The organism is Cupriavidus sp. CuC1 (genome assembly GCF_044627735.1).
Classification (GTDB): domain Bacteria; phylum Pseudomonadota; class Gammaproteobacteria; order Burkholderiales; family Burkholderiaceae; genus Cupriavidus; species Cupriavidus ulmosensis.
Genome location: NZ_JBIUHC010000113.1, coordinates 1 through 22,163 on the forward strand (window position 1 = coordinate 1; position 22,163 = coordinate 22,163).

Consider the following 22,163-nt stretch of genomic DNA (forward strand, 5'->3'; position numbering starts at 1 on the left):
GTGCCGGCCGCGGCAGGCGCAGCAGCGCTGGCGCGCGCCTGGGCGCGCGGGTTGGGCAGGCTTTCGCCGGTGGCCTCGCGCAGCCAGGTCTTGAAGCCATAGCGCGCGAAGAAGTCGATCAGCTTGTCCTTGTCCTCGCTCCCACCCTTGAGCTGGTGGAAGTCGGCCAGCGAGCTCGTCAGGTCGCAATCGGTCTTGACCGTCACCAGCTCGCGCGCCTTGGGCAGCCACTCCAGCGTATTGCGCAGGTTCTCGCCCACCACGCCCTTGATGCCGGGGGCGCTGGCCATGACATCGTCGAGCGTGCCGTACTCGGTCAGCCATTTGACCGCGGTCTTCGGGCCCACCTTGGGCACCCCGGGCACGTTGTCCACGGCGTCGCCGATCAGCGAGAGATAGTCGACGATGCGATCCGGTGGCACGCCAAACTTGGCGACCACGCCGGGCGGGTCGAGGACTTCGCCGCTCATGGTGTTGACCAGCGTGACATGGTCGTCGACCAGTTGAGCCAGGTCCTTGTCGCCGGTGGAGACCACCGTGCGCATGCCTTCGGCGGTGGCCTGGCGCGCGAGCGTGCCGATCACGTCGTCCGCCTCCACGCCTTGCACCACCACGATGGGCCAGCCCAGCGCGCGCACGGCTTCGTGGATCGGCTCGATCTGCTTGGCCAGGTCCTCGGGCATCGACGGGCGATGCTCCTTGTAGGCCGGATAGAGGTCGTCGCGGAAGGTCTTACCCTTGGCGTCGAACACGCAGGCGCTATACTCTGCCGGGAAATCGCTGCGCAGCTTGCGCAGCATATTGATCATGCCGTAGATTGCCCCTGTGGGCAGGCCCTCACCGTTCCTCAGGTCCGGCAGAGCGTGATACGCACGATACAGATAGCTCGATCCATCGACGAGCAAGAGTGTTTTTGGACTATCCGACATTCACATGGACTCAAAATTGACTGGTGCCGCCGCAGGCGGTGCGAACGCCGCCCCCCCTTCCGACGCAGCCGGCGCCGATAACCCGGCGGCGGCCCTCAAGCAGGCCGCGCAAGGCAGTATTACCACCGCGGCCGATATGGACGTGAACGTGACGGTCAGCGCCGCTGCCGATGGCCCGGGAGATACTTCCCCCGCCGCCGGCATCCGCGCCAACCCACGCAAGATGATTCCCAGCCTGCGTGCGCTGGCCGACGAAGACCGCGCGACTGCAAAAAAAGCGCGCGCTTCGTGGCAAATGTTCACGATTATGGCAGAGTTCATCGAGGCGACCGAGTACCTTTCCGAGATCCGCCCGGCGGTCTCGATCTACGGCAGCGCGCGCTTGCGCGAGGATTCGCCTTACTACCAGCGCACCATCGAGATCGCCCGCCTGTTCTCCGACGCGGGCTTCGCGGTGATCTCGGGCGGCGGCCCGGGCATCATGGAGGCGGCCAACAAGGGCGCCCACGCGGGCAAGTCTGCCAGCGTCGGCCTGAACATCGAGCTTCCGCACGAGCAGCAAGGCAATCCCTACCAGGACATCGCCATGCGCTTTCGCCACTTCTTCACGCGCAAGGTCACCTTCGTCAAGAATTCGGACGCCTTTATCGTGATGCCGGGCGGTTTCGGCACGCTGGATGAACTGGCCGAGGTGCTGACGCTGGTGCAGACCGGCAAGTCCCGCGCCGTCCCGGTGGTGCTGTTCGGCAGCCGCTTCTGGAAGGGCCTGCTCGACTGGTTCCGCTTCACGCTGCTGCCGATGGGCCTGATCGCCGAGCACGACCTCGACCTGATGAAGATCGTGGATGAGCCGCACGAAGTGCTCGAAGCGGTATATGAGTACTACGAGCAGCGTGGCGGCGACAACCCGATGCCGCCCAAGGAAGAGATGTTCTACCTCTGACCCGGGTCGGCCATGCGGCTTCCTTCCGGGCCCGCCGCCCGTCCCGCAAAGGTGCCCGCCGGGTCACCGCGAGGGGCCCGGTGCGGGCAGGAATTGCTAGAATGGAACCCTGACACACTGCGAAAGCCTGGCGTCGCCGGGCTGCAGCGCCATTTGTGGCGCAGCATGCCCCTGGCCTGCTGCACTGCACAGGAGCCTTCGATGACCTCCCCCTCACTCCTGGCCACCGCACGCGCGGCAGCGCCGGAGCCGTTCCGGGCCGCCGCCCGCGCGCTCGGTTTTGCAGCCTTGCTGGCGCTTTGCGCCCCCGCCGCGGTAATGGCGCAGCCGAGCACCGAACAGGCAGGCGGCGCCCTGACCCAGCAAGAGCTGAACCAGATCAACGACCGGCCGATCACCACGCCCGCCAAGACCCAGCTGAACCAGCCGCGCGAACCGAGCTTCCAGCTCAATGAGCGGGATGGCACCCAGGTCCGGGAATATAAGAACAAGGGCCAGGCCACCGATATTGAGGTCAAGTCCGGCATGGGCACCAAGTACCAGATGAGCAAGCCGGAAGACAGCTCGCCGAAGATCCGGGACCACGACACAAACCGCGTGCCGTCGGTCAAAGTGTTGCAATTCTGAGTGCCGGCAATCCGGGGCTTGACGTCCCGGGTCCGGCGTCCCGATTTTCGCTTTCTGTTTTCTGCTTGCTGTTTCCTGATTTCCCACGACCCCGCCAGAAGATCACGGCGGGGCCGCGCGGCGCTTCCGGCATCCATGCCGCGAAAGCCAAGCTCTGCTTGCGCCCGCCGCCATCCGTTTCGATTCACACAAAGAGTATGGCCGTATTCACCACGGTCTCGCCGGACGAGATCGCCAGTTGGCTCCTTGATTACAACCTGGGCGAAATGCGCGACTTGCGCGGCATTGCCTCGGGCATCGAGAACAGTAACTTCTTCCTGACCATGGAGCAGGACGGCGTCACGCGCGAATACGTGCTGACCATCTTCGAGCGCCTGACGTTCGAACAGCTGCCGTATTACCTGCACCTGATGGCCCACCTGGCCGCGCACGACATCTGCGTGCCAGCGCCTGTCCCGGGCCGCGACGGCGAGATCCTGCGTGCCCTCAAGGGCAAGCCGGCGACCATCGTCACGCGGCTGCCGGGCGGCTCGCAGCTGGCGCCAGGCGTGGGGCATTGCGCGCAAGTGGGCGACATGCTCGCCCGCATGCACCTTGCCGGCCAGAGCTATCCGCGCCAGCAGCCGAACCTGCGCAGCCTGCCGTGGTGGCAGCAGACGGAAGGCGAGATCCTGCCGTTCCTGGATGCCGGCCAGCAAGCGTTGCTGCGCGAGGAACTGGCCCACCAGACCGCGTTCTTCGGCGGCGCGGGTTACGCGGCGCTGCCCGGCGGCCCTTGCCATTGCGACCTGTTCCGCGACAACGCGCTGTTCGAGGATGGCCCGGCCGGGCAGGACAAGCTGGGGGGCTTCTTCGATTTCTACTTCGCCGGCAACGACAAGTGGCTGTTCGACCTGGCCGTCACCGTCAACGACTGGTGCATCGACCTGGCCAGCGGCACGCTCGACGCCGAGCGCGCCCAGGCTCTGCTGCGGGCTTATCATGCCGTGAGGCCGCTGGGCCCCATCGAGGCGCAACACTGGCGCGACATGCTGCGCGCCGGCGCACTGCGCTTCTGGATTTCCCGCCTGTGGGACTTCTACCTGCCACGCGAGGCCGACATGCTGCAACCGCATGACCCGACCCACTTTGAACGCATCCTGCGCCGGCGCATCGAAGCCGCCGCGCTGCCCTGGACCTGACCGTCATGCAATTACTGGAAGTCTCCGCCAAGGAAGGTTATGTCTGGTTCCGCCAGGGTGTCTGGCTGTTCCGCAAGAACCCGCTCGCCTTCCTGATGCTGTTGTTTGTCTACTTGATCGCCGCGCAACTGGCCGTGTTCGTGCCGTTGATCGGCATCATCGCGCTGCTGGTGGTCACCCCGGGCCTGTCGGTCGGCATCATGACCGCCTGCCGCGAGGTGATCCTGAACAAACGCGTGCTGCCCACTGTGTTATTGGCGGGATTCCGCGGCAACGGCAAGCAAGCCAGCCGCAACCTGCTGGTGCTGGGCGGCATCTACGCCGGCCTGGTCTTCGTGCTGAGCCTGATCGCTGGCAGCCTGGTGGACATCAGCACGCTGGTGCCTATCCTGCTCAAGGAAGAAGCACCGTCGGCGGATTCCGTGCGGCAGCTGTACTTCGCGCTGATGATCGGCGCAGCGCTGTACACGCCCATCGCCATGCTGTTCTGGTTTGCGCCGTTGCTCACCGCGTGGCACAACGTGCCGCCGGTCAAGGCGCTGTTCTTCAGCTGGACCGCGTGCTGGCGCAACCGTGGCGCGTTCCTGGCCTATGGCGTGGTGTTCGCGGTCTTGCTGGTGGCGGTACCTTTTTTCCTCGAGGCGCTGTTCGGCGCATTGGGGGCTGAGGCGGTGCTGTCCTTCCTGGTCACACCGTACTCCCTGCTGATGCTGGCGATCATGTATTGCTCGTTCTACGCCACCTACCGCGGCTGCTTCAATGTGGTACCGGAAGAAGCCGCCGGCAAGACGGACCTGGCAGCCTGAAGACCTGACGGCTGGCCCTGGCCCGGGCGCAGCCGGCCCCCGTCACACGGCCGGCAGGCCGAACAGCCGGGCCGCGTTGCGGTCCGGCGCCTCGCACAGCGGCCCCAGCCACTCCCACACCTTGCGCTGCAGGCCGGCATAGCCGGCCTCGGCCTCGTGATTGGTCCACGGCCAGTCCGATCCCCACAGCAAGCCTTGCTCGCCCAGGCAGTGGTACCAGCCGGCCACCACGCCTGCCAGGTCCGCCGCCACGCGATACGGCGCGCTCAGCTTGACGTAGACCTCCCTCTGCCCGCGCCAGTGCGCGGCGCAAGCCAGCATCGGCGCGTCTGCCTGCACCCCGGACGCGGGCTTGCCGAAATGATCCAGCACCAGCGCAATCGGCACCGGCGGCAGCCAGGCCTGCAGCTCAGACAGCCGGCCCGGGTCGGTATGCAGCTCCAGGTGCCAGCCCAGCGCGTGGGCCGCCTCCAGCAACGCAGGCCAGCGCGCGTCGCGCCATGACGCGTCGTTGTGTCGCCCCACCATGTTCCACCGCAGCCCGCGCACGCCCAAGCCATGCAGCCGCGCCAGCTCGCCAACGGATGCCTCCGGGCCAACAACGCAAACGCCTCGCAGCGAGGGCGAAGCCGCCAGCGCCGCCTCCAGCTCGCTGTTGTCGCTGCCGAAAAAACTCGGCTGCACCACCACGCCCGCGCGCACGCCATGCGCCCCGGAGATGGCTTGCCACTGCGCCAGGCTGGCGCCGTAGGCGGGCCGGTAGCGCGCCCCGCCCACGGCGGGGGCATCTGCGGAAAACACGTGGAAATGGGTATCGATCTGGAACATGTTCTGGCCCAAGGAACGGCGCATGCCGCCATGAATGGTAGCGCCGGCCACTTTGTGCCGGCCAGGCGCCCGGCGGTTGACACCAGTGCCCTCCATTCTATGCTCTAGTCCTATAGATGACTAGAGCCCTCGGCAATGCTCAGCCGCCGGGGCACGCACGAAGGACACGAATGCCCGACCGTTCCGCCCTGCCCGACCCGACGGGCGCCGGCCTCGACGCCTCGCCAGCCAGCCTGGCGGCGCCACGCTGGGCCCGCATCGCGACCGCGCTCAAAGGCCGCATCCTGGCCGGCGAATGGGCCTCCGGCACCGCCATTGCGGCCGAGAGCGCGCTGGCCGAGCACTACGGCGTGGCGCTGGGCACCATGCGCGCTGCCATCCAGGCACTCGTGGACGAAGGCCTGCTGGAACGCGTGCATGGCCGCGGCACCTTTGTGCGCGGCGCGCTCACCGGCGCCACCATGGCGCGGTTTTTCCGCTTCGGGGATGCCGGCTCGGAGATCCCCGAGTCGCGCATCGTGTCGCTGCGCACGCTGGCCGCGCCGGCGGATGTGGCGGTGCAACTGGGGCTGGCGGCGGGCACGCCGGTGCTGCGCGTACTGCGCCAGCGCGGCTGGGAAGGCCAGGTCCGCCTGCTCGAGACCATCTGGCTGCCGGCGGCGCTGTTCAGCGCGCTGGCCACGCTCAAGCCGGCCGAGTTCGCGCCCCTGCTCTACCCGATGTATGCCGAGCGTTGCGGCGTCACCGTCGGCCGCGCCGTCGACGACTTGCGCTTCACCCGGCTGGGCGCACGCGAGGCCGCCCAGCTCAGCTTGCCGGAGGGCCATCCCGCGCTGGCGGTCAGCCGCGTGGCATTCGACCTCGCGGGCCGGCGCGTGGAGTTCCGCCAGACGCTGGGCAATGCCGACGATTTCCACTATCGCGCCGAGGTTCGCTGAACCGCGCAAGAGCGCGCCGCCGCGAAGTGCGGGCCGGCGCAGCACCCAGACCTGCACATCCCGAGGAGACCCATGCGATTCCCGATCCGTCTTTGCGCCAGCGCCCTGTGCTGGCTCGCCGCTGGCACCAGTGGCCTTGCGCATGCCCAGGCCTGGCCCGCCGCCAAGCCCATCCGGCTAGTGGTCACCTACGCGCCCGGCGGCGGCGCCGACACCATGGCCCGCATGATCTCGCCGCGCCTGGGCCAGGAACTGGGCCAGACCATCGTGGTGGACAACCGGCCCGGCGCGGGCGGCCAGATTGGCACGGACCTGGTCGCCAAGTCGGCGCCGGACGGCTATACGGTACTGCTCGATGCCGCCTCGTTTGCCGCCAATCCCTCGCTCTACAAGCGGCTGCCCTACGACCCGGTCAAGTCCTTCGTCCCGGTCTCGGTGCTGGCGCTCTATCCCAATATGCTGGTGGTGAACCCGCGGTTCCCGGCCAAGACCACGCAGGAGCTGATCGCGATGGCTCGCGCCAAGCCGGGCAGCATCGCCTATGCGTCGTCCGGCAACGGCTCGGCCCAGCACCTGGCGGGCGCGCTGTTCGCGCAGCGCATGAAGCTGGACCTGCTGCATGTGCCGTATAAAGGCGGCGGCCCGGCCATGGCCGACGTGATTGCGGGGCAGGTGCCGGTGTTCTTTGCCAATACGGCCTCCGGCCTGCAGCATGTGCGCGCCGGCAAGCTGCGCGTGCTCGGCGTGACCGGCGCCAAGCGCACGGCCATCCTGCCGGACACGCCGACGCTGGCCGAGGCAGGCGTGCCGCACTATGAGGTCTACGAGTGGAATGGCGTGTTCTTGCCCGCGGGCACGCCGCCGGAGATCGTCAAGCGCCTGTCGGATGCGATCCGCAAAGTCATCAACCTGCCGGAGAACCGCGAGCGCGTGACCAGCCTGGGCGGGGAGATCGTGGCCGGCACGCCGGCCGAAGCGGCCAGGTTCATCCAGGCCCAGACCACCGAATGGGCCAAGGTGATCAAGGAAGGCAACATCCAGCTGGACTAGCCGCCTCCCTGGTTGCTTAGCCGATCATCCGATCAGTCGATCGGGTCCAGCTTGGCGACCGACAGCATCAGCCATTTGGCGCCGTGGCGCTTGAACTTGATGTTGGCGCGGGCGGCCTCGCCCTCGCCTTCCAGCCCGGCGATCACGCCTTCGCCAAACTTGTTGTGGAACACGCTCTGGCCGATGCGCAAGCCCGCGCCGGCCTGGCGCTTGGCGTCGGCGTAGCCGTTGCCGGTGTCCATGCCGCCGGTGGGCTGGGTGCCCGAGTAGGGGACGTCCTCAGGCCGCTTGAACCAGTCGCGGCCCCAGCCGCCCTCGTTCTGCTGGCGGCGCTGCGAACCACCACCGCCACCGCCATAGGCCTGCGCAGGCGGCATCAGCCACTTGAGCGATTCCTCCGGCAGCTCCTCGAAAAAGCGCGAGCGCACGTGGTAGCGCATCTGCCCGTGCAACACGCGGCTTTGCGCAAACGAGAGATAGAGCCGCTCGCGCGCACGCGTGATCGCCACGTACATCAGGCGGCGTTCTTCCTCCAGCCCGTCGGCTTCGGTGGCGCTGTTCTCGTGTGGGAACAGCCCTTCTTCCAGCCCGGTGATGAAGACCGCGTTGAACTCCAGCCCCTTGGCCGCGTGCACCGTCATCATCTGCACGGCGTCCTGGCCGGCCTGCGCCTGGTTGTCGCCGGCTTCCAGCGACGCATGGGTGAGGAAGGCCACCAGCGGGGTCATCACCGCCGGCAGCGCCTCGGGGTCCAGTACCTGCTGGGCCTGGTCGCCCTCGGCCAGCGCGGGCAGCGGCTGCGCGCCATCGCGCCCGACGGGAATCGCGCTGGCCAGCGCGTCCAGGCCAAATCCTTCTTCCATCACGAACGCCTGCGCGGCCGTCACCAGTTCCTGCAAGTTCTCGATGCGGTCCTGGCCTTCTTTTTCAGCGCGATAGTGCGTGATCAGGCCGCTGGTGTTGGTCACGTACTCGACCGTTTCCGGCAGCGTCATGCGGCGCGTCTCGGCGCGCATCTGCTCGATCAGCCGCACAAAGGCGCCCAGCGTGCTGCCGGCCTTGCCGGGCACGAAGGCCACGGCTTCGGCCAGTGAGCAGTTGTACTGGCGCGCCGCATCCTGCAGGGATTCCAGCGAGCGCGCGCCAATGCCGCGCGTTGGAAAATTCACCACGCGACCGAAGGCGGCGTCGTTGCGCGGGTTTTCCAGCAACTGCAGGTAGGCCAGCGCGTGCTTGACTTCGGCACGCTCGAAAAAGCGCAGGCCGCCGTACACGCGATAGGAAATGCTCGCCGAGAACAGCGCGTGCTCGATCACCCGCGACTGCGCATTGCTGCGGTAGAGGATGGCGATTTCCGAGCGGCTCATGCCCTGCGCGATCAGGTCGCGGATTTCCTCGACGATCCAGCCGGCTTCCTGGCCGTCGGTGCCGGCCTGGTACACCCGCACCGGCTCGCCGTGGCCGGCATCGGTGCGCAGGTTCTTGCCCAGGCGGCGTGAATTGTGCGCGATCAGGTGGTTGGCCGAATCCAGGATGTGGCCATGGGAGCGGTAGTTCTGCTCCAGCTTGATCATGTGGCGCACGCGGAATTCGTGCTCGAAGTCGCGCATGTTGCCGACATTGGCGCCGCGGAACGCGTAGATGCTCTGGTCGTCGTCGCCCACCGCGAACACCGCGGCGGGATTCTGCGTGCCGAAGCCAGCCAGCATCTTGAGCCACTGGTACTGCAGCACGTTGGTGTCCTGGAACTCGTCCACCAGCACATGGCGAAAACGGTGCTGGTAGTGCTGGCGGATCGCGTCGTTGTAGCGCAGCAGCTCGTAGCAGCGCAGCAGCAACTCGGCGAAATCGACCACGCCTTCGCGCTGGCACTGCACGTCGTAGGCGGCGTAGAGGTCGACGAAGCGGCGGTTGAAGTCGTCGTTGGCCTCCACGTCGGCCGGGCGCAGGCCTTGCTCCTTGGCGTTGTTGATGAAGTACTGGAGGTTCTTGGCCGGGTACTTCTCGTCGTCGACATTAAGCGACTTGAGCAGGCGCTTGAGCGCGGAGAGCTGGTCCTGGCTGTCGAGGATGGCGAAGGTCTGCGGCAGGCCGGCGTCGCGGTAATGCGCGCGCAGCAGGCGGTTGCACAGCCCGTGGAAGGTGCCGATCCACATGCCGCGCGTGTTGATCGGCAGCATCGACGTCAGCCGCGTCATCATCTCCTTGGCGGCCTTGTTGGTAAAGGTCACCGCCAGCAGGCCGGCGGGCGACACCCGGCCGTTCTGAATCAGCCACGCGATGCGGGTGGTCAGCACGCGCGTCTTGCCGCTGCCCGCGCCAGCCAGGATCAGCGCCGGCTCGTCAGGCAAAGTGACGGCGGCTAGTTGTTCAGCATTGAGATTGGCAAGCAGGTCGGACATCGGGGAGGCCTTGTGGAGTGCCCCGAATTATACCGGGGCGCCCCTCGTGCCCGTGCGGCCCGTGCTAGCGGACGCGGGGATCGTCCGGCGACGGATTGGAAAAGCCACAAAACAAAGGCGGATCCCCTCGCGAGAGGTAAGCCGCGCACTTTCAGGCAGGGCAAAGCGCCGGCAAAATGACGCCGCGACGCCGGCTGCGGGCCGAAATCGCGCACCCTCCACCCGCCTCCCCTATAATTTGACGTTTTCCCGGCGCGTTGCCCCTGCCCGCCTGGCCCGCAGAATCCGACGTAATCATCGACATCCGAGCATGACCGCCCAAGACCAGTCCCTTGCCAAGAGCTTCGAACCCGCCGCCATTGAGGCCAAGTGGGGCCCCGAGTGGGAGAAGCGCGGCATCGCGAAGCCGACCCTCGACCCGGACCGTCCGGACTTCTGCATCCAGCTGCCCCCGCCCAATGTGACCGGCACGCTGCACATGGGCCATGCCTTCAACCAGACCATCATGGACGGCCTGGCCCGCCACGCCCGCATGAGCGGCGCCAACACCCTGTGGGTGCCGGGCACCGACCACGCCGGCATCGCCACCCAGATCGTGGTGGAGCGCCAGCTGGAAACGCAGGGCGTGTCGCGCCATGAGCTCGGCCGCGAGAAGTTCACCGAGAAGGTGTGGGCCTGGAAGGAGGAGTCCGGCTCGACCATCACGCGCCAGATCCGTCGCATGGGCGCCTCGATCGACTGGAGCCATGAGTACTTCACGATGTCGCCGGAGATGTCCAAGGCGGTCACCGAGGTCTTCGTGCGCCTGTTTGAGCAGGGCCTGATCTACCGCGGCAAGCGCCTGGTGAACTGGGACCCGGTGCTCGGCACCGCAGTGTCCGACCTGGAAGTGGACAACGTCGAGGAAGAAGGCTCGATGTGGCACATCCGCTATCCGCTGGCCGAGGCCGATACCGTGCACGGCCTGACCCACCTGACGGTGGCCACCACCCGCCCCGAGACCATGCTGGGCGACGTGGCCGTGATGGTGCACCCGGAGGACGAGCGCTATGCGCACCTGATCGGCAAGTCTGTGCGCCTGCCGCTCACCGGCCGCGATATCCCGGTGATCGCCGACGACTACGTCGACCGCGAATTCGGCACGGGCGTGGTCAAGGTCACGCCGGCCCACGATTTCAACGACTATGCGGTTGGCCAGCGCCACAAGCTGCCGCAGCTGTCCATCCTGACGCTCGACGCCAAGATCGTCGCCGACGCGCCCGCGGCCTATGCCGGCCTGGACCGCTTCGAGGCGCGCACGCGCATCGTGGCGGATCTCGAAGCGCAGGGCCTGCTGGCCGAGGTCAAGAAGCACAAGCTGATGACGCCGCGCAGCGAGCGCACCGGCAGCGCCATCGAGCCGATGCTGACCGACCAGTGGTTCGTCGCCATGAGCAAGCCGGCGCCGGAAGGCACGTTCCACCCGGGCCGCTCGATCGCCGAAGTGGCGCTGGATGCCGTGCAGAGCGGCGAGATCAAGCTGATCCCCGATAACTGGAACAGCACCTACAACCAGTGGCTGGAGAACATCCAGGACTGGTGCATCTCGCGCCAGCTGTGGTGGGGCCACCAGATCCCGGCCTGGTACGACGAGGCCGGCAAGTGCTTTGTCGCCCGCACCGAGGAAGAGGCCCAGGCCCAGGCGCGCGCGGCCGGCAGCACCGGGCCGCTGCGCCGCGAGGACGACGTGCTCGACACCTGGTTCTCGTCGGCGCTGGTGCCGTTCTCGTCGCTGGGCTGGCCAGCCGAGACGCCGGAGTTGCAACATTTTCTGCCGTCGTCTGCACTTGTTACCGGTTACGACATCATTTTCTTCTGGGTGGCACGCATGGTCATGATGACCAAGCATTTCACCGGAAAGGTGCCGTTCCACACCGTGTATGTGCACGGCCTGGTGCGGGATTCGGAAGGCAAGAAGATGAGCAAGTCCGAGGGCAACACCCTGGACCCGGTCGACCTGATCGACGGCATCGACCTCGACACCCTGCTCAAGAAACGCACCACCGGCCTGCGCCGCCCCAAGGACGCGCCCAAGATCGAGAAGAAGACGAAGAAGGAATTCCCCGAGGGCATTCCCGCGTTTGGTGCGGATGCGCTGCGCTTCACCTTCGCCTCGCTGGCCACGCTGGGCCGCAATATCAACTTCGACACCGGCCGCTGCGAAGGCTATCGCAACTTCTGCAACAAGCTGTGGAACGCCACGCGCTTCGTCCTGATGAACACCGAAGGGCACGATTGCGGCATGGGCCCGTGCACCAATGACTGCGGCCCCGACGGCTACCTGCATTTCTCGCAGCCGGACCGCTGGATCGTGTCGCTGCTACAGCGCGTGGAGGCCGAGGTGGAGAAAGGCTTTGCCGAGTACCGCTTCGACAATATCGCCAGCGCCATCTACAAGTTCGTCTGGGACGAATACTGCGACTGGTACCTGGAGCTGGCCAAGGTCCAGATCCAGAACGGCACGCCCGCGCAGCAGCGCGCCACCCGCCGCACGCTGTTGCGTGTGCTGGAAACGGTACTGCGCCTGGCCCACCCGATCATCCCCTTCATCACCGAAGAGCTGTGGCAGAAGGTAGCGCCGCTGGCCGGCCGCGCCAAGGGCGACGGCAGCGAGACGCTGGCACTGCAGGCCTACCCGCTGCCCGCCATGGCCAAGATCGACGAGGCCGCCGAGCAATGGACCGCGCAGCTCAAGGCCGTGGTCGATGCCTGCCGCAACCTGCGCGGGGAAATGAACATCTCGCCGGCCCAGCGCATCCCGCTGTACGCCGAAGGCGACAGCGCGTTCCTGACGTCGGCCCAGGCCTACGTGCAGGCGCTGGCGAAACTTTCCGAGGTCAAGGTGTTCGAAGATCAGAATACCCTGATGGCTGAAGGTGCCGGCGCGCCGGTGGCCATCGTCGACGGCAACCACCTGTTGCTCAAGATCGAAATCGACGTGGCCGCGGAACGCGTGCGCCTGTCCAAGGAAGTAGAGCGCATCAGCGCCGAAATCGGGAAATGCCGCGGCAAGCTCTCCAACGAGAGCTTCGTCGCCAAGGCCCCCCCCGCTGTTGTCGCGCAAGAAACCCAGCGTCTGTCGGACTTCGAACAGACCCTGGTCAAGCTGCAGGATCAACTACAGCGAATGCCGGCATGAGCTTTGCATCACCAGCAGGGTTTTGTACACCGCAATGATAAGGAAAACCTGATATGGAAACCCGCGTCACCAAGGCTGTCTTCCCGGTAGCCGGTCTCGGCACTCGTTTTTTGCCGGCTACCAAGGCAAGCCCGAAGGAAATGCTGCCGGTGGTCGACAAACCCCTGATCCAGTACGCCGTGGAAGAAGCCATGGCTGCCGGCATCACCGAGATGATCTTCGTGACCGGCCGCTCCAAGCGGGCCATCGAGGATCACTTCGACAAGGCCTACGAACTCGAGGCGGAACTCGAAGCCAAGAACAAGCAGGATCTGCTCTCCCTGGTGCGTTCGATCAAGCCGTCGCATGTGGAGTGCTTCTATGTGCGCCAGCCCGAGGCGCTCGGCCTCGGCCACGCCGTGCTGTGCGCGGAAAAGCTGGTGGGCGACGCGCCGTTCGCCGTAATGCTGGCCGATGACTTGGTGGATGGCGAGCCGCCGGTCATGAAGCAGATGGTGGACCTGTACGGCCACTACAACTGCTCGGTGCTGGGCGTGGAAGAGATCGCGCCGGAGCAAAGCCGCTCCTACGGCGTGGTGGATGGCCGCGAGTGGGAGGAAGGCGTGATCAAGGTGTCGGACATTGTCGAGAAGCCCGCACCTGAGGACGCACCGTCCAACCTGGGCGTGGTTGGCCGCTACATCCTGACCCCGCGCATCTTCGACCATATCCGCAACCTCAAGCCGGGCGCGGGCGGCGAGTTCCAGCTCACCGATGCGATCCAGTCCCTGCTCAGCCAGGAGCAGGTGCTGGCCTACCGCTACAAGGGCGTGCGCTACGACTGCGGCAGCAAGCTGGGCTACCTGAAGGCCACCGTGGAGTTTGCGCTCAAGCACCCGGAGGTGATGGACGAATTCGGCACCTACCTGCGCACGCGCACCGACAGCATCTGAAGGACTGAAGCACAAAAAAGCCGCGCAAACGCGGCTTCAGCTTGCTAACAAAAGTGGATCTACGTTGTCGCGCTCCCCTCTCCCGCAAGCGGGAGAGGGGAGCAAACCGGCGATAGAGTCAAAGCATCACTCGGTGTAGCCGTGATTTGCGCCCCCAGGCGGAAATCACCCGTGCGCGATGCGAAGCGAGCCGTGAAGGTTTGCATCTCCCGCTATGCGGCGCCTCGCCGCATCCGGGTCGCCTTCTTTGCCTACTTTCTTGGCGAGACAAGAAAGTAGGTCGCCTCCCCGCAGGGGAGGTGAAACTGCCTTTGACTTTAAGCTTTTGACGTTAAGCAGTTGAATTTGCAGTGAAGCAGCACCGATGGCGAACAAGCCGGCATTCGAGTGCCAACGAACGCGGCTTTTTTCATTGGCGGGGCGACCCCCACAGTACTGGCGCTGGCTTTAACGCCGGCGCATATAGAACACGAACACCTTGTCCACTTCCTGGTGCGACAACAGCTCGTTGCCGGTCTGCTTGGCAAACGCCTGGAAATCCCGCGTGGCGCCGGGATCGGTGGCGAGAATCTTGAGAACGTCGCCGCTGGGCATGTCGGCCAGCGCCTTCTTGGTACGCAGGATCGGCAGCGGGCAGTTCAGGCCGCGCGCATCCACTTCTTTCTGGAACTCCATTCCTCTCTTCCTTGGTTCTGGGCGCGCAGGGCCGCCATGGCCGTTGGGACCATGCCTGCCGCTGTCGCATCCATGACTGATGACTATGGCCGGTATTGTAGCGAAATGCCCGGTTGCCCCAGGCCATCGCGCCGGCGCGGGTCGGGGATGTCCTCGCCGGTCTGGCGATCGAAGAAGCGCACCGGATGGCCACGCGAGGCAAGCCAGTCCGCCACCGCAAAGCCCGTGCCCGCCGACCAGATGCGCATGTCCTCGGGCGCCACCAGCTTGTAGTCGACCAGTTCTTCCGACAACGCGATCGTGCCGCTCGCCTGCACATGGTAGGCGATGATCAGCTCGTTCTTGCGCATGAACTCGTACACGCCGATCAGCGATACCGAGTGCGCGTCCAGGTTGGTTTCTTCCTTCAGCTCCCGCGCCACGCCCTGCTCCGGCGTCTCGTCGCGCTCCATGAAGCCGGTCACCAGCGCGAACATTTTTTCCGGCCACGCGGCGTTGCGCGCCAGCAGCAGCTTGCCTTCATATTCCACCACCGCGGCCAGCACGGGCAGCGGGTTGTTCCAGTGGACAAAGCCGCACTCTGGCTGGATGCAAGCATCGCGCTCGCGGCCGGAATGCGGCAGCAATTCCAGCGGCGAACCACATTGCGGACAATATCGGTAGACGGCCATGCGGGAGCTCCTGTCTTTGTAGTCTTGTTATGTTGTCATTTTATAAGCGCGGCGCCGTTCACGCGCCGCAGGCCACGCGCATATCCGCAGCCAGCGCCTCGACGGTTTCCGGATGCAGGTCCCACGAGCACATGAAGCGGCAGCCACCGGCACCGATAAAGGTATAGAAGCGCCAGCCCTTGGCACGCAGCGCCTCGATGGCCGGCAACGGCAGCTCGGCAAAGACGGCGTTGGACTCGGTCGGAAACATGATGCGCACGCCGGGGATGCTGGCGATGCGCTGGTGCAGCAGCTGCGCCATGGCATTTGCATGGCGGGCGTTGCCGAGCCACACATCGTTCTCGAGCAGGCCCAGCCAGGGCGCCGAGATAAAGCGCATCTTGGAAGCCAGTTGCCCGGCCTGCTTGACGCGGTACGCAAAGTCCTCGGCCAGCTTGCGGTCGAAAAACACCACCGCCTCGCCTACCGGCAGGCCGTTCTTGGTGCCGCCAAAGCACAGCACGTCCACCCCCGCGCGCCAGGTGATCTCCGACGGATGCACGCCGAGTGACGCCACCGCATTGGCAAAGCGCGCGCCGTCCATATGCACCCGCAACTGGCGGCGCTTGGCGATGGCAGCAATGGCACGCACCTCTTCCACCGTGTACACGGTGCCGACCTCGGTCGACTGCGTCAGCGACACCACCTTGGGCTTGGGATAGTGGATGTCCGAGCGGCGCGTCACCAGCGCTTCCACCGCATCGGGCGTGAGCTTGCCGTTGGCGCCCGGCGCGGTCAGCAGCTTGGAGCCGTTGGAGAAAAACTCCGGGCCGCCGCACTCGTCGGTCTCGATATGCGCCAGTTCATGGCAGATCACCGAATGGTAGGACTGGCACAGCGCGGACAGCGCCAGCGAGTTCGCCGCGGTGCCGTTGAAGACGAAGAACACCTCGCAATCGGTCTGGAACAGGTCGCGGATCCGGTCGCAGACTTTTTGCGTCCACGAATCGTCGCCATAGGCCTGCTCGTGACCGCTGCCGTTGGCTTCGAGGAAATACTTGAGCGATTCTGGACAGAAGCCGGCGTAGTTGTCGGAGGCGAAATGCTGCATCGGGAGATCCGTGGCGAGTGGCGAGGCGCGTGCCGTGGGCGTCGGGGCTTGTGGCCTTTGGCCCGTGGCGGGTTTTGGTCTGAGGCTGTCTGCTGCGTAGCTGCGTGTGGCTTACTTCTTGTCAGCCCACAGCTGGCCGCCGGTGGACCAGTTCTCGCGCTTGATGTCGGTGATGATGATATCCACGGCCGAGGCCGAGCAGCCGAGCGTCTCGCAGGTGACGCGGGTGACTTCCTCGACCAGCTTGCGCTTTTGCTCGATGGTGCGGCCTTCGAAGAGTTCTACGTGGTAAGTCGGCATGGCTTGTTTCCTGTTTCCTGTTGTCGTTTTGGTTTGTTGTTGTCCGTGGCGGATTGCCCTGGCGATGCGTGGATGGATCTGCCAGCAGCCGTTAAGGTCAATCGCGGTACGAAGCATCGATTCTATCGAGTTTGCGCAACAGCGACGGCCATTCCAGTTCGCCCTCGACGGCGCCGCCGTCGTCAAGCTGCTCGGAAGCCCGCTGCGCCAGCGCGTGCGGCGGCTGCACGACTTGTCCACCAGCCTGCGCGCCAAGCTGGATCTCGCAGGCCTTGATGAGCGTCGCCATCAGCACGTAGGCCTCGGCCACGGTCCGGCCCACGGTCAGCGTGCCATGGTTGCGCAGCAGCATGGCGGGATGCTGGCCGAGCGACGCGGTTAGCCGCGCGCCCTCGGCAGGCGTGAACGCCAGGCCTTCGTAGTCGTGATAGGCCAGCCGGCCATAGAAGCGCAAGGCGTGCTGCGAGAGCGCCAGCAGGCCGCAGGCCTGGGCCGATACCGACACGCCGGCGCTGTTGTGCAGGTGCATCACGCACACCGCATCGGGGCGTGCGGCATGCACCGCGCCATGCAGCGCGAAGCCGGTGACGTTGACCGCATGCGTGCTGTCGCCCACCACCTCGCCGCGGCCATTGATCTTGACCAGGTCGCTGGCGCGGATCTCGTCGAAGGCAAAGCCGAACGGGTTGATCAGGAAGTGATCGGGCTCATCCGGCACGGCGGCCGAGATATGCGTGTAGATAAGGTCGTCCCAACCCTGCAAGGCGCACAGGCGGTAAGCCGCCGCCAGGTCGAGGCGCATGCGCGACTCGGCTTGCGTGACGGGGAGAATGGGGCCCGCGGCACGGGCGGGCTGCAAGGCAAAGGACATGTTCGGCTCCTGCGCCGCGCGTGTCTCGCGCGCCGGTTCAGCCTACCGGCGCCGGGGGCGGCAAAGGCGATACTGTAGCGCAAGGCAGGAGCGGCGTCAGGACGTGCCCGCGTGCCGTGGAAGGGCCGGGTTATCCGCGTTGTTGCCGGCTCATCCAGGCGAAGATCGCGCCACCCAGCAACAGGGCCGCCACCGCGCAGCCAAGCGAGGCGGCAAAGCCGCCGGTGCGCGCCACCAGCGCCGTGGCCAGAGGCGGCCCGACGATCTGGCCGAGGCCGTAGCTGGCGGTCATCAGGCCCATCAGGCGCTGCGCCTGCGCACCCCACAGCCGCCGCGCCTCGCGCATGGCGAACGACACCAGGGCATTGAACGGCAATCCGGCCAGCATGCTGCTGAGCGCGAACCCCGCCACCGTTGGCCAGACCACCGCGATGGCCACGCCAATTGCCTGCATCACATAGGTAAAGGCCAGCAGGCGGCGACTGTCGCGCTCCGTACTGACGTGCGAGGCGACGAAGGCGCCAATGGTCACCCCCACGCCGAAGATGGGCCAGAACAGGTCGGCCCACAGCGAGCCCGGCATGGCTTGGCGCGCGATCACCGGCAGGAAGGTGGCGGTGATGATGTAGCCGAATCCCGCCAGGCCGTAGGCAAACGTCAGCAGCCAGGTCTCGCGGCTCAGCCGCGGCGCCGCTTGCACCGGCGCGGCCGGGTCGGCAGCGTGCGCGCCGCGCGGCGCGGGCGTGAAGACATGCCAGACCGCGCCGACCAGCAGCACTGCCAGCGCGCCGAAGGCCAGCCAGCCCCAGCTGGCCCGCCAGCCGGCGCTCACCATGGCAAAGACGGAAACACCCGTGACGACGATGCCGATGCCCGGCCCGCAAAAGATCACGCCGCCCAGCGGCGCCCGGCCCAGTTCGGCCAGCCGGTGCATGCACCAGGCCGAGCCGTAGACCATGACCATCGCGCTGGCCACGCCGGCCGCCGCGCGCGCGAGGCCCCAGGCCGCCATGCCGCCGGGCGCGGCCATGCCAAGCGTCAGCACGACGGTGGCCACCATGCCAATCCGGACCATGCGCGCCGGGTCGGGCCGGATGAACAGGCAGGCCGCGGCGCCGGCGAAGTAGCCCAGGTAGTTCAGCGTGGCCAGCCAGCCGCCCTCGCCCAGCGTGACGCTGCCGTCGTGCAGCATCATGGGCAGCAGCGGCGTAAAGGCGAAGCGGCCAACGCCCATCGCCACGCCCAGCGCCACCAGCCCCGCCAGGGTCACGGCCCAGACGCCGGGCTGTGCCTGCGCCGGCGCGGCGGCGTCGCGGGACGACAGTGTGGATGTGGATTTCATAGGCGCATGCTACGCTCGGATCCGCGAACCGAAAAATGAATAATTGAGAACTCAATCATCTTTTCCCGAGATGATTGTTTGTTTGTCATCACTTCGCCACCCGTTCGCCGTCACTTCATCATCACACCCTGCAAGGGGACCGCAATGGACCTGGCTTCCCTGGAAATCTTCCGCTCCGTGGTGGAGGAAGGCGGCATCACCCGCGCCGCCACCCGGCTGCACCGCGTGCAGTCCAACGTCACCACCCGCATCCGCCAGCTGGAGGCCTCGCTCGGCGTCGAGCTGTTCCTGCGTGACGGCAAGCGCATGGTGCTGACTCCGGCCGGCCAGACCTTGTTCGACTACGCCCGGCGCGTGCTGGACCTGGCCGAGGAAGCCCGCCAGGCCGTGCTGCCGGCCAGGCCGCAAGGCCGCCTGCGCATCGCATCGATGGAGAGCACGGCGGCCAGCCGCTTGCCCACCGTGCTGGCCGCCTATCACCAGGCGTGGCCGGACGTACAGCTAGAGCTGGTGACCTGCCCCACGCGCCAGGCTTTGCAGGGGCTGGCGCGCTTCGAGGTGGACTGCGCCTTCGTGGCGCAGCCGCTGGACGACCCGGCGCTGGCGTCGCTGCCGGCGTTCGAGGAAGAGCTGGTGCTGATCGCGCGCGAGCGCCATGCCCCCATCCACAGTGCGGCCGACCTGGAAACCCGCACCATGCTGTCGTTCGAGTCCGGATGCAATTACCGCGGTCGGCTCGAAGCCTGGTTTGGCGCCAACGGCAGCCCGCCGCGCCGGGTGCTGGAGCTGGGCTCGTATCACGCCATCATTGCCTGCGCGGCAGCCGGCATCGGCGTGGCGATTGTGCCGCGCTCGGTACTTGGGTTGTACCGCGACCTGCCCAAGATCAGCCTCCATGACCTCGGTCCGGCGGGCCAGGTCACCACGCTGCTGGCCTGGCATCCGGCCATGGCCAACACCGCGCTGGGCGCATTGGCCGACACATTCAGGGTGGCCCCGTCCGGGCTGGCAGCGGCGGCCTGAGTCCCATCGGCTGGCGCCGCGCCAGCAAGATGTGCCCGGTCGCCTACACTGGAAGTGGCGCCGCGTTTGCACTCCATGTGCCGGCGTCAATGTCATGAAGCATGTCCCGATGCTCCCGCGATGGCTTGCCACGGCCTTCTGGCTGGCCCTCGTTGCCTTGGTGGCGACACCGCTGGTCCCCGCCACGCCCGCCAATGCGCAGGCGAGCGCGCCCACGGCCGCCGGCGCCATCCCCCCCGTCTTCGTCATTCCGCTCAAAGGCGCGATCGGCCCGGCCAGCGCCAGCTTTATCGAGCGTGGCATGGCCCGCGCGCGCGATGCCGGCGCGCAGCTGATCGTGCTGGAAATGGACACCCCGGGCGGGCTGGACCTGTCGATGCGCGAGATCATCCAGGGCATCCTGGCCTCACCGGTACCGGTGGCGGGCTATGTCTATCCGGGTGGCGCCCGCGCGGCCAGCGCCGGCACCTACATCCTCTACGCGAGCCATATCGCCGCGATGGCGCCCGGCACCAACCTGGGCGCCGCCAGCCCGGTGCAGATCGGCATCGGCGGGCCGCAGAAGCCGGAGGCGACCCCGGCCTCGGCCCCTGCCGGCGCGCCGCCGCAGGACACCATGGAGCGCAAGCAGATGCACGACGCCTCGGCCTATATCCGCGGCCTGGCGCAATTGCGCGGGCGCAATGCCGAGTGGGGCGAACGCGCGGTGCGCGAGGCGGTCAGCCTGTCGGCCAGCGAGGCGGTCGCGCAGAAGGTCGCGGACCTGATCGCGCCCGACCTGCCCGCACTGCTGCGCGCCGTGGACGGCAAGCACATCCAGGCCGCCGGCGTGGACCGCGTGCTGCGCACGGCGCAGGCGCCGGTGCAGATGCTGGAGCCGGACTGGCGCGACAGCTTCCTGGAGGTCATCACCGATCCCAGCGTGGCCCTGATCCTGATGATGGCCGGCATCTACGGCCTGATCTTCGAGTTCTCCACGCCGGGCATGGTGGTGCCTGGCATTGGGGGCGCGATCTGCCTGCTGCTCGCGCTGTTTGCGCTGCATATGCTGCCCGTCAGCTACGCGGGCCTGGGGCTGATCGCACTGGGCATCGGCTGCATGGTGGCGGAGCTATACCTGCCCACCTTTGGCGCGCTGGGCGTGGGCGGCATCATCGCCTTTATCTTCGGGGCGGTGATGCTGATCGATACGAATGTGCCCGGCTTCGGCATTCCGCTATGGCTGATCGGCAGCCTGGCGCTGGCCAGCGCGGTGTTCCTGTTCGCCGTCTGGTCGCTGCTCTGGCGCGCGCGGCGCATGCCCGCGATCAACGGCGGCGACGCGATGATCGGCACGCCTGGCGTGATCCTGGACGATCTCCAGGAAGACGGCTGGGCCGAGGTGCGCGGCGAGCGCTGGCGGGTACATAGCGCGCGGCCGCTGGCGCGCGGCGAACCGGTGCTGGTCATCGGGCGCAATGGGCTGCTGCTCGAAGTGCGCGCCCTCCACGCGTCTGGAACGACAGCCGGCCCGATTCCCCCATCCACCCAAGGAGCATGATCATGGCATTTGGATTCAGCGCAGGCGGTCTGGTCTTCATCATTGCCCTGCTCATCGTTTCCTCCATCCGCGTGCTGCGCGAATATGAGCGCGGCGTGGTGTTCATGCTAGGACGCTTCTGGAAGGTGAAAGGGCCGGGGCTGGTGATCCTGATCCCGGCGGTGCAGCAGATGGTGCGCGTGGACTTGCGCACGGTGGTGATGGACGTGCCGCCCCAGGACGTGATCTCGCGCGACAACGTGTCGGTGAAGGTGAATGCGGTGGTGTATTTCCGCGTGATCGACCCGGAGCGCGCCATCATCCAGGTGGCGAACTTCCTCGAGGCCACCAGCCAGCTGGCGCAGACCACGTTGCGCTCGGTGCTGGGCAAGCATGAGCTCGACGAGATGCTGGCCGAGCGCGAGCAACTCAATATCGACATCCAGAAAGCGCTCGATGCCCAGACCGATAGCTGGGGCATCAAGGTCTCCAACGTGGAGATCAAGCACGTCGACCTCAACGAAACCATGATCCGCGCCATCGCGCGCCAGGCCGAAGCCGAGCGCGAGCGGCGCGCCAAGGTGATCCATGCCGAGGGCGAGTTGCAGGCATCGGTGAAGCTGCTGGAAGCCGCGCAGATGCTGGCAAGGGAGCCGCAGGCGATGCAACTGCGTTATCTGCAGACGCTGACGCAGATTGCCGGGGACAAGAGCTCGACCATCGTGTTTCCGCTGCCGATCGATATCCTGACGCTGATCGGGAAGCTCAGCCGGCAGTAGACGTAGAAAAAAGGCGCCGAAGCGCCTTTCTTGATGCAGCAGCAGGGAGACTCAAATTCCCGGCCGATGGTTTTGGCCC

The 22,163-nt window shown here is 66.6% G+C and carries 20 protein-coding genes; 11 read left to right on the top strand and 9 right to left on the bottom strand.

The genetic code is table 11. The features are described 5' to 3' along the window. The coding region (locus ACGLHR_RS35730) for a 5'-3' exonuclease H3TH domain-containing protein (RefSeq protein WP_400099863.1) at positions 1-929 on the bottom strand (929 nt) is incomplete at its 3' end. 4 nt (positions 930-933) lie between these two features. On the opposite strand from ACGLHR_RS35730, the gene ACGLHR_RS35735 reads away from it, so the two are divergent. From ACGLHR_RS35735 to ACGLHR_RS35750, 4 genes are all read left to right on the top strand, one after another. Further along, entirely contained in the window at positions 934-1,872 is a 939-nt protein-coding gene (locus tag ACGLHR_RS35735; RefSeq protein ID WP_318232018.1) for a TIGR00730 family Rossman fold protein, read from the top strand. A gap of 201 nt (positions 1,873-2,073) precedes the next feature. Then, positions 2,074-2,499, top strand: coding sequence for a hypothetical protein (locus tag ACGLHR_RS35740; RefSeq protein ID WP_318232019.1), 426 nt, complete (start codon positions 2,074-2,076; stop codon positions 2,497-2,499). 197 nt (positions 2,500-2,696) lie between these two features. Further along, entirely contained in the window at positions 2,697-3,680 is a 984-nt protein-coding gene (locus ACGLHR_RS35745) for a homoserine kinase (protein ID WP_318232020.1), read from the top strand. A 5-nt stretch (positions 3,681-3,685) separates the two neighbouring features. Next, positions 3,686-4,486: a BPSS1780 family membrane protein gene (locus ACGLHR_RS35750; protein ID WP_400099866.1), complete on the top strand. Its 801-nt coding sequence runs from the start codon at positions 3,686-3,688 to the stop codon at positions 4,484-4,486. A 42-nt stretch (positions 4,487-4,528) separates the two neighbouring features. On the opposite strand, the gene ACGLHR_RS35755 is transcribed toward ACGLHR_RS35750, so the two are convergent. Beyond that, entirely contained in the window at positions 4,529-5,338 is an 810-nt protein-coding gene (locus tag ACGLHR_RS35755) for an amidohydrolase family protein (RefSeq protein WP_400099868.1), read from the bottom strand. Between the two features lie 146 nt (positions 5,339-5,484). Between ACGLHR_RS35755 and ACGLHR_RS35760 the strand changes: the two genes are divergently transcribed. Together ACGLHR_RS35760 and ACGLHR_RS35765 are read left to right on the top strand one after the other, a co-directional pair. After that, entirely contained in the window at positions 5,485-6,252 is a 768-nt protein-coding gene (locus tag ACGLHR_RS35760) for a GntR family transcriptional regulator (protein ID WP_267603938.1), read from the top strand. 72 nt (positions 6,253-6,324) lie between these two features. Beyond that, positions 6,325-7,302, top strand: a complete 978-nt coding sequence (locus ACGLHR_RS35765) for a tripartite tricarboxylate transporter substrate binding protein (RefSeq protein ID WP_318232024.1) — start codon at positions 6,325-6,327, stop codon at positions 7,300-7,302. A gap of 32 nt (positions 7,303-7,334) precedes the next feature. On the opposite strand, the gene ACGLHR_RS35770 is transcribed toward ACGLHR_RS35765, so the two are convergent. Next, positions 7,335-9,704: a UvrD-helicase domain-containing protein gene (locus tag ACGLHR_RS35770; RefSeq protein WP_267603940.1), complete on the bottom strand. Its 2,370-nt coding sequence runs from the start codon at positions 9,702-9,704 to the stop codon at positions 7,335-7,337. Between the two features lie 310 nt (positions 9,705-10,014). Here ACGLHR_RS35770 and ACGLHR_RS35775 point away from each other — a divergent pair, with 310 nt between their 5' ends. After that, complete coding sequence (locus tag ACGLHR_RS35775) at positions 10,015-12,882, top strand: valine--tRNA ligase (protein ID WP_400099870.1); 2,868 nt, start codon at positions 10,015-10,017, stop codon at positions 12,880-12,882. 53 nt (positions 12,883-12,935) lie between these two features. Next, the gene (gene galU / locus ACGLHR_RS35780; protein WP_400099872.1) at positions 12,936-13,814 is read left to right on the top strand and encodes a UTP--glucose-1-phosphate uridylyltransferase GalU; all 879 of its coding nucleotides are present in this window, start codon (positions 12,936-12,938) and stop codon (positions 13,812-13,814) included. Between the two features lie 447 nt (positions 13,815-14,261). Here the strand turns inward: galU and ACGLHR_RS35785 are convergent, their stop codons facing one another. The 6 genes from ACGLHR_RS35785 to ACGLHR_RS35810 all read right to left on the bottom strand — a co-directional run bounded on the left by ACGLHR_RS35785 (position 14,262) and on the right by ACGLHR_RS35810 (position 18,763). After that, complete coding sequence (locus ACGLHR_RS35785; protein WP_043348346.1) at positions 14,262-14,489, bottom strand: sulfurtransferase TusA family protein; 228 nt, start codon at positions 14,487-14,489, stop codon at positions 14,262-14,264. 83 nt (positions 14,490-14,572) lie between these two features. Then, on the bottom strand, positions 14,573-15,160 hold the full coding sequence (locus tag ACGLHR_RS35790) for an NUDIX hydrolase (protein WP_318232028.1): 588 nt from the start codon (positions 15,158-15,160) through the stop codon (positions 14,573-14,575). A gap of 58 nt (positions 15,161-15,218) precedes the next feature. Next, the gene (locus ACGLHR_RS35795) at positions 15,219-16,250 is read right to left on the bottom strand and encodes a low specificity L-threonine aldolase (protein ID WP_318232029.1); all 1,032 of its coding nucleotides are present in this window, start codon (positions 16,248-16,250) and stop codon (positions 15,219-15,221) included. 111 nt (positions 16,251-16,361) lie between these two features. Further along, positions 16,362-16,667 (bottom strand): 4-oxalocrotonate tautomerase, encoded by a 306-nt coding sequence (locus ACGLHR_RS35800; protein WP_400099875.1) that lies wholly within the window; start codon positions 16,665-16,667, stop codon positions 16,362-16,364. Beyond that, positions 16,648-17,421 (bottom strand): class II aldolase/adducin family protein, encoded by a 774-nt coding sequence (locus tag ACGLHR_RS35805; protein ID WP_400099876.1) that lies wholly within the window; start codon positions 17,419-17,421, stop codon positions 16,648-16,650. The genes ACGLHR_RS35800 and ACGLHR_RS35805 overlap by 20 nt, the downstream gene beginning before the upstream one ends. A gap of 130 nt (positions 17,422-17,551) precedes the next feature. Next, on the bottom strand, positions 17,552-18,763 hold the full coding sequence (locus ACGLHR_RS35810) for a YbfB/YjiJ family MFS transporter (protein ID WP_400099878.1): 1,212 nt from the start codon (positions 18,761-18,763) through the stop codon (positions 17,552-17,554). Between the two features lie 144 nt (positions 18,764-18,907). On the opposite strand from ACGLHR_RS35810, the gene ACGLHR_RS35815 reads away from it, so the two are divergent. The 3 genes from ACGLHR_RS35815 (at position 18,908) to ACGLHR_RS35825 (ending at position 22,084) form a co-directional block, all read left to right on the top strand. Next, positions 18,908-19,786 carry a LysR family transcriptional regulator gene (locus ACGLHR_RS35815; RefSeq protein ID WP_400099880.1) on the top strand — a complete coding sequence of 293 codons (879 nt, stop codon included), beginning with the start codon at positions 18,908-18,910 and terminating at the stop codon, positions 19,784-19,786. 109 nt (positions 19,787-19,895) lie between these two features. Further along, positions 19,896-21,326: a nodulation protein NfeD gene (locus ACGLHR_RS35820; RefSeq protein ID WP_400099891.1), complete on the top strand. Its 1,431-nt coding sequence runs from the start codon at positions 19,896-19,898 to the stop codon at positions 21,324-21,326. A gap of 2 nt (positions 21,327-21,328) precedes the next feature. Beyond that, positions 21,329-22,084 (top strand): slipin family protein, encoded by a 756-nt coding sequence (locus ACGLHR_RS35825; RefSeq protein ID WP_267603947.1) that lies wholly within the window; start codon positions 21,329-21,331, stop codon positions 22,082-22,084. Positions 22,085-22,163 lie beyond the last annotated feature (79 nt).

What these genes read in the sequence shown, in the direction of transcription:
- ACGLHR_RS35785 (WP_043348346.1), bottom strand. Translation starts at nt 14,489, where the DNA reads ATGGAGTTCCAGAAAGAAGTGGATGCGCGCGGCCTGAACTGCCCGCTG.
- ACGLHR_RS35765 (WP_318232024.1), top strand. Translation starts at nt 6,325, where the DNA reads ATGCGATTCCCGATCCGTCTTTGCGCCAGCGCCCTGTGCTGGCTCGCC.
- ACGLHR_RS35790 (WP_318232028.1), bottom strand. Translation starts at nt 15,160, where the DNA reads ATGGCCGTCTACCGATATTGTCCGCAATGTGGTTCGCCGCTGGAATTG.
- ACGLHR_RS35750 (WP_400099866.1), top strand. Translation starts at nt 3,686, where the DNA reads ATGCAATTACTGGAAGTCTCCGCCAAGGAAGGTTATGTCTGGTTCCGC.
- ACGLHR_RS35745 (WP_318232020.1), top strand. Translation starts at nt 2,697, where the DNA reads ATGGCCGTATTCACCACGGTCTCGCCGGACGAGATCGCCAGTTGGCTC.
- ACGLHR_RS35760 (WP_267603938.1), top strand. Translation starts at nt 5,485, where the DNA reads ATGCCCGACCGTTCCGCCCTGCCCGACCCGACGGGCGCCGGCCTCGAC.
- ACGLHR_RS35755 (WP_400099868.1), bottom strand. Translation starts at nt 5,338, where the DNA reads ATGCGCCGTTCCTTGGGCCAGAACATGTTCCAGATCGATACCCATTTC.
- galU (WP_400099872.1), top strand. Translation starts at nt 12,936, where the DNA reads ATGGAAACCCGCGTCACCAAGGCTGTCTTCCCGGTAGCCGGTCTCGGC.
- ACGLHR_RS35805 (WP_400099876.1), bottom strand. Translation starts at nt 17,421, where the DNA reads ATGTCCTTTGCCTTGCAGCCCGCCCGTGCCGCGGGCCCCATTCTCCCC.
- ACGLHR_RS35820 (WP_400099891.1), top strand. Translation starts at nt 19,896, where the DNA reads ATGCTCCCGCGATGGCTTGCCACGGCCTTCTGGCTGGCCCTCGTTGCC.
- ACGLHR_RS35795 (WP_318232029.1), bottom strand. Translation starts at nt 16,250, where the DNA reads ATGCAGCATTTCGCCTCCGACAACTACGCCGGCTTCTGTCCAGAATCG.
- ACGLHR_RS35770 (WP_267603940.1), bottom strand. Translation starts at nt 9,704, where the DNA reads ATGTCCGACCTGCTTGCCAATCTCAATGCTGAACAACTAGCCGCCGTC.
- ACGLHR_RS35775 (WP_400099870.1), top strand. Translation starts at nt 10,015, where the DNA reads ATGACCGCCCAAGACCAGTCCCTTGCCAAGAGCTTCGAACCCGCCGCC.
- ACGLHR_RS35735 (WP_318232018.1), top strand. Translation starts at nt 934, where the DNA reads ATGGACTCAAAATTGACTGGTGCCGCCGCAGGCGGTGCGAACGCCGCC.
- ACGLHR_RS35810 (WP_400099878.1), bottom strand. Translation starts at nt 18,763, where the DNA reads ATGAAATCCACATCCACACTGTCGTCCCGCGACGCCGCCGCGCCGGCG.
- ACGLHR_RS35800 (WP_400099875.1), bottom strand. Translation starts at nt 16,667, where the DNA reads ATGCTTCGTACCGCGATTGACCTTAACGGCTGCTGGCAGATCCATCCA.
- ACGLHR_RS35740 (WP_318232019.1), top strand. Translation starts at nt 2,074, where the DNA reads ATGACCTCCCCCTCACTCCTGGCCACCGCACGCGCGGCAGCGCCGGAG.
- ACGLHR_RS35815 (WP_400099880.1), top strand. Translation starts at nt 18,908, where the DNA reads ATGGACCTGGCTTCCCTGGAAATCTTCCGCTCCGTGGTGGAGGAAGGC.
- ACGLHR_RS35825 (WP_267603947.1), top strand. Translation starts at nt 21,329, where the DNA reads ATGGCATTTGGATTCAGCGCAGGCGGTCTGGTCTTCATCATTGCCCTG.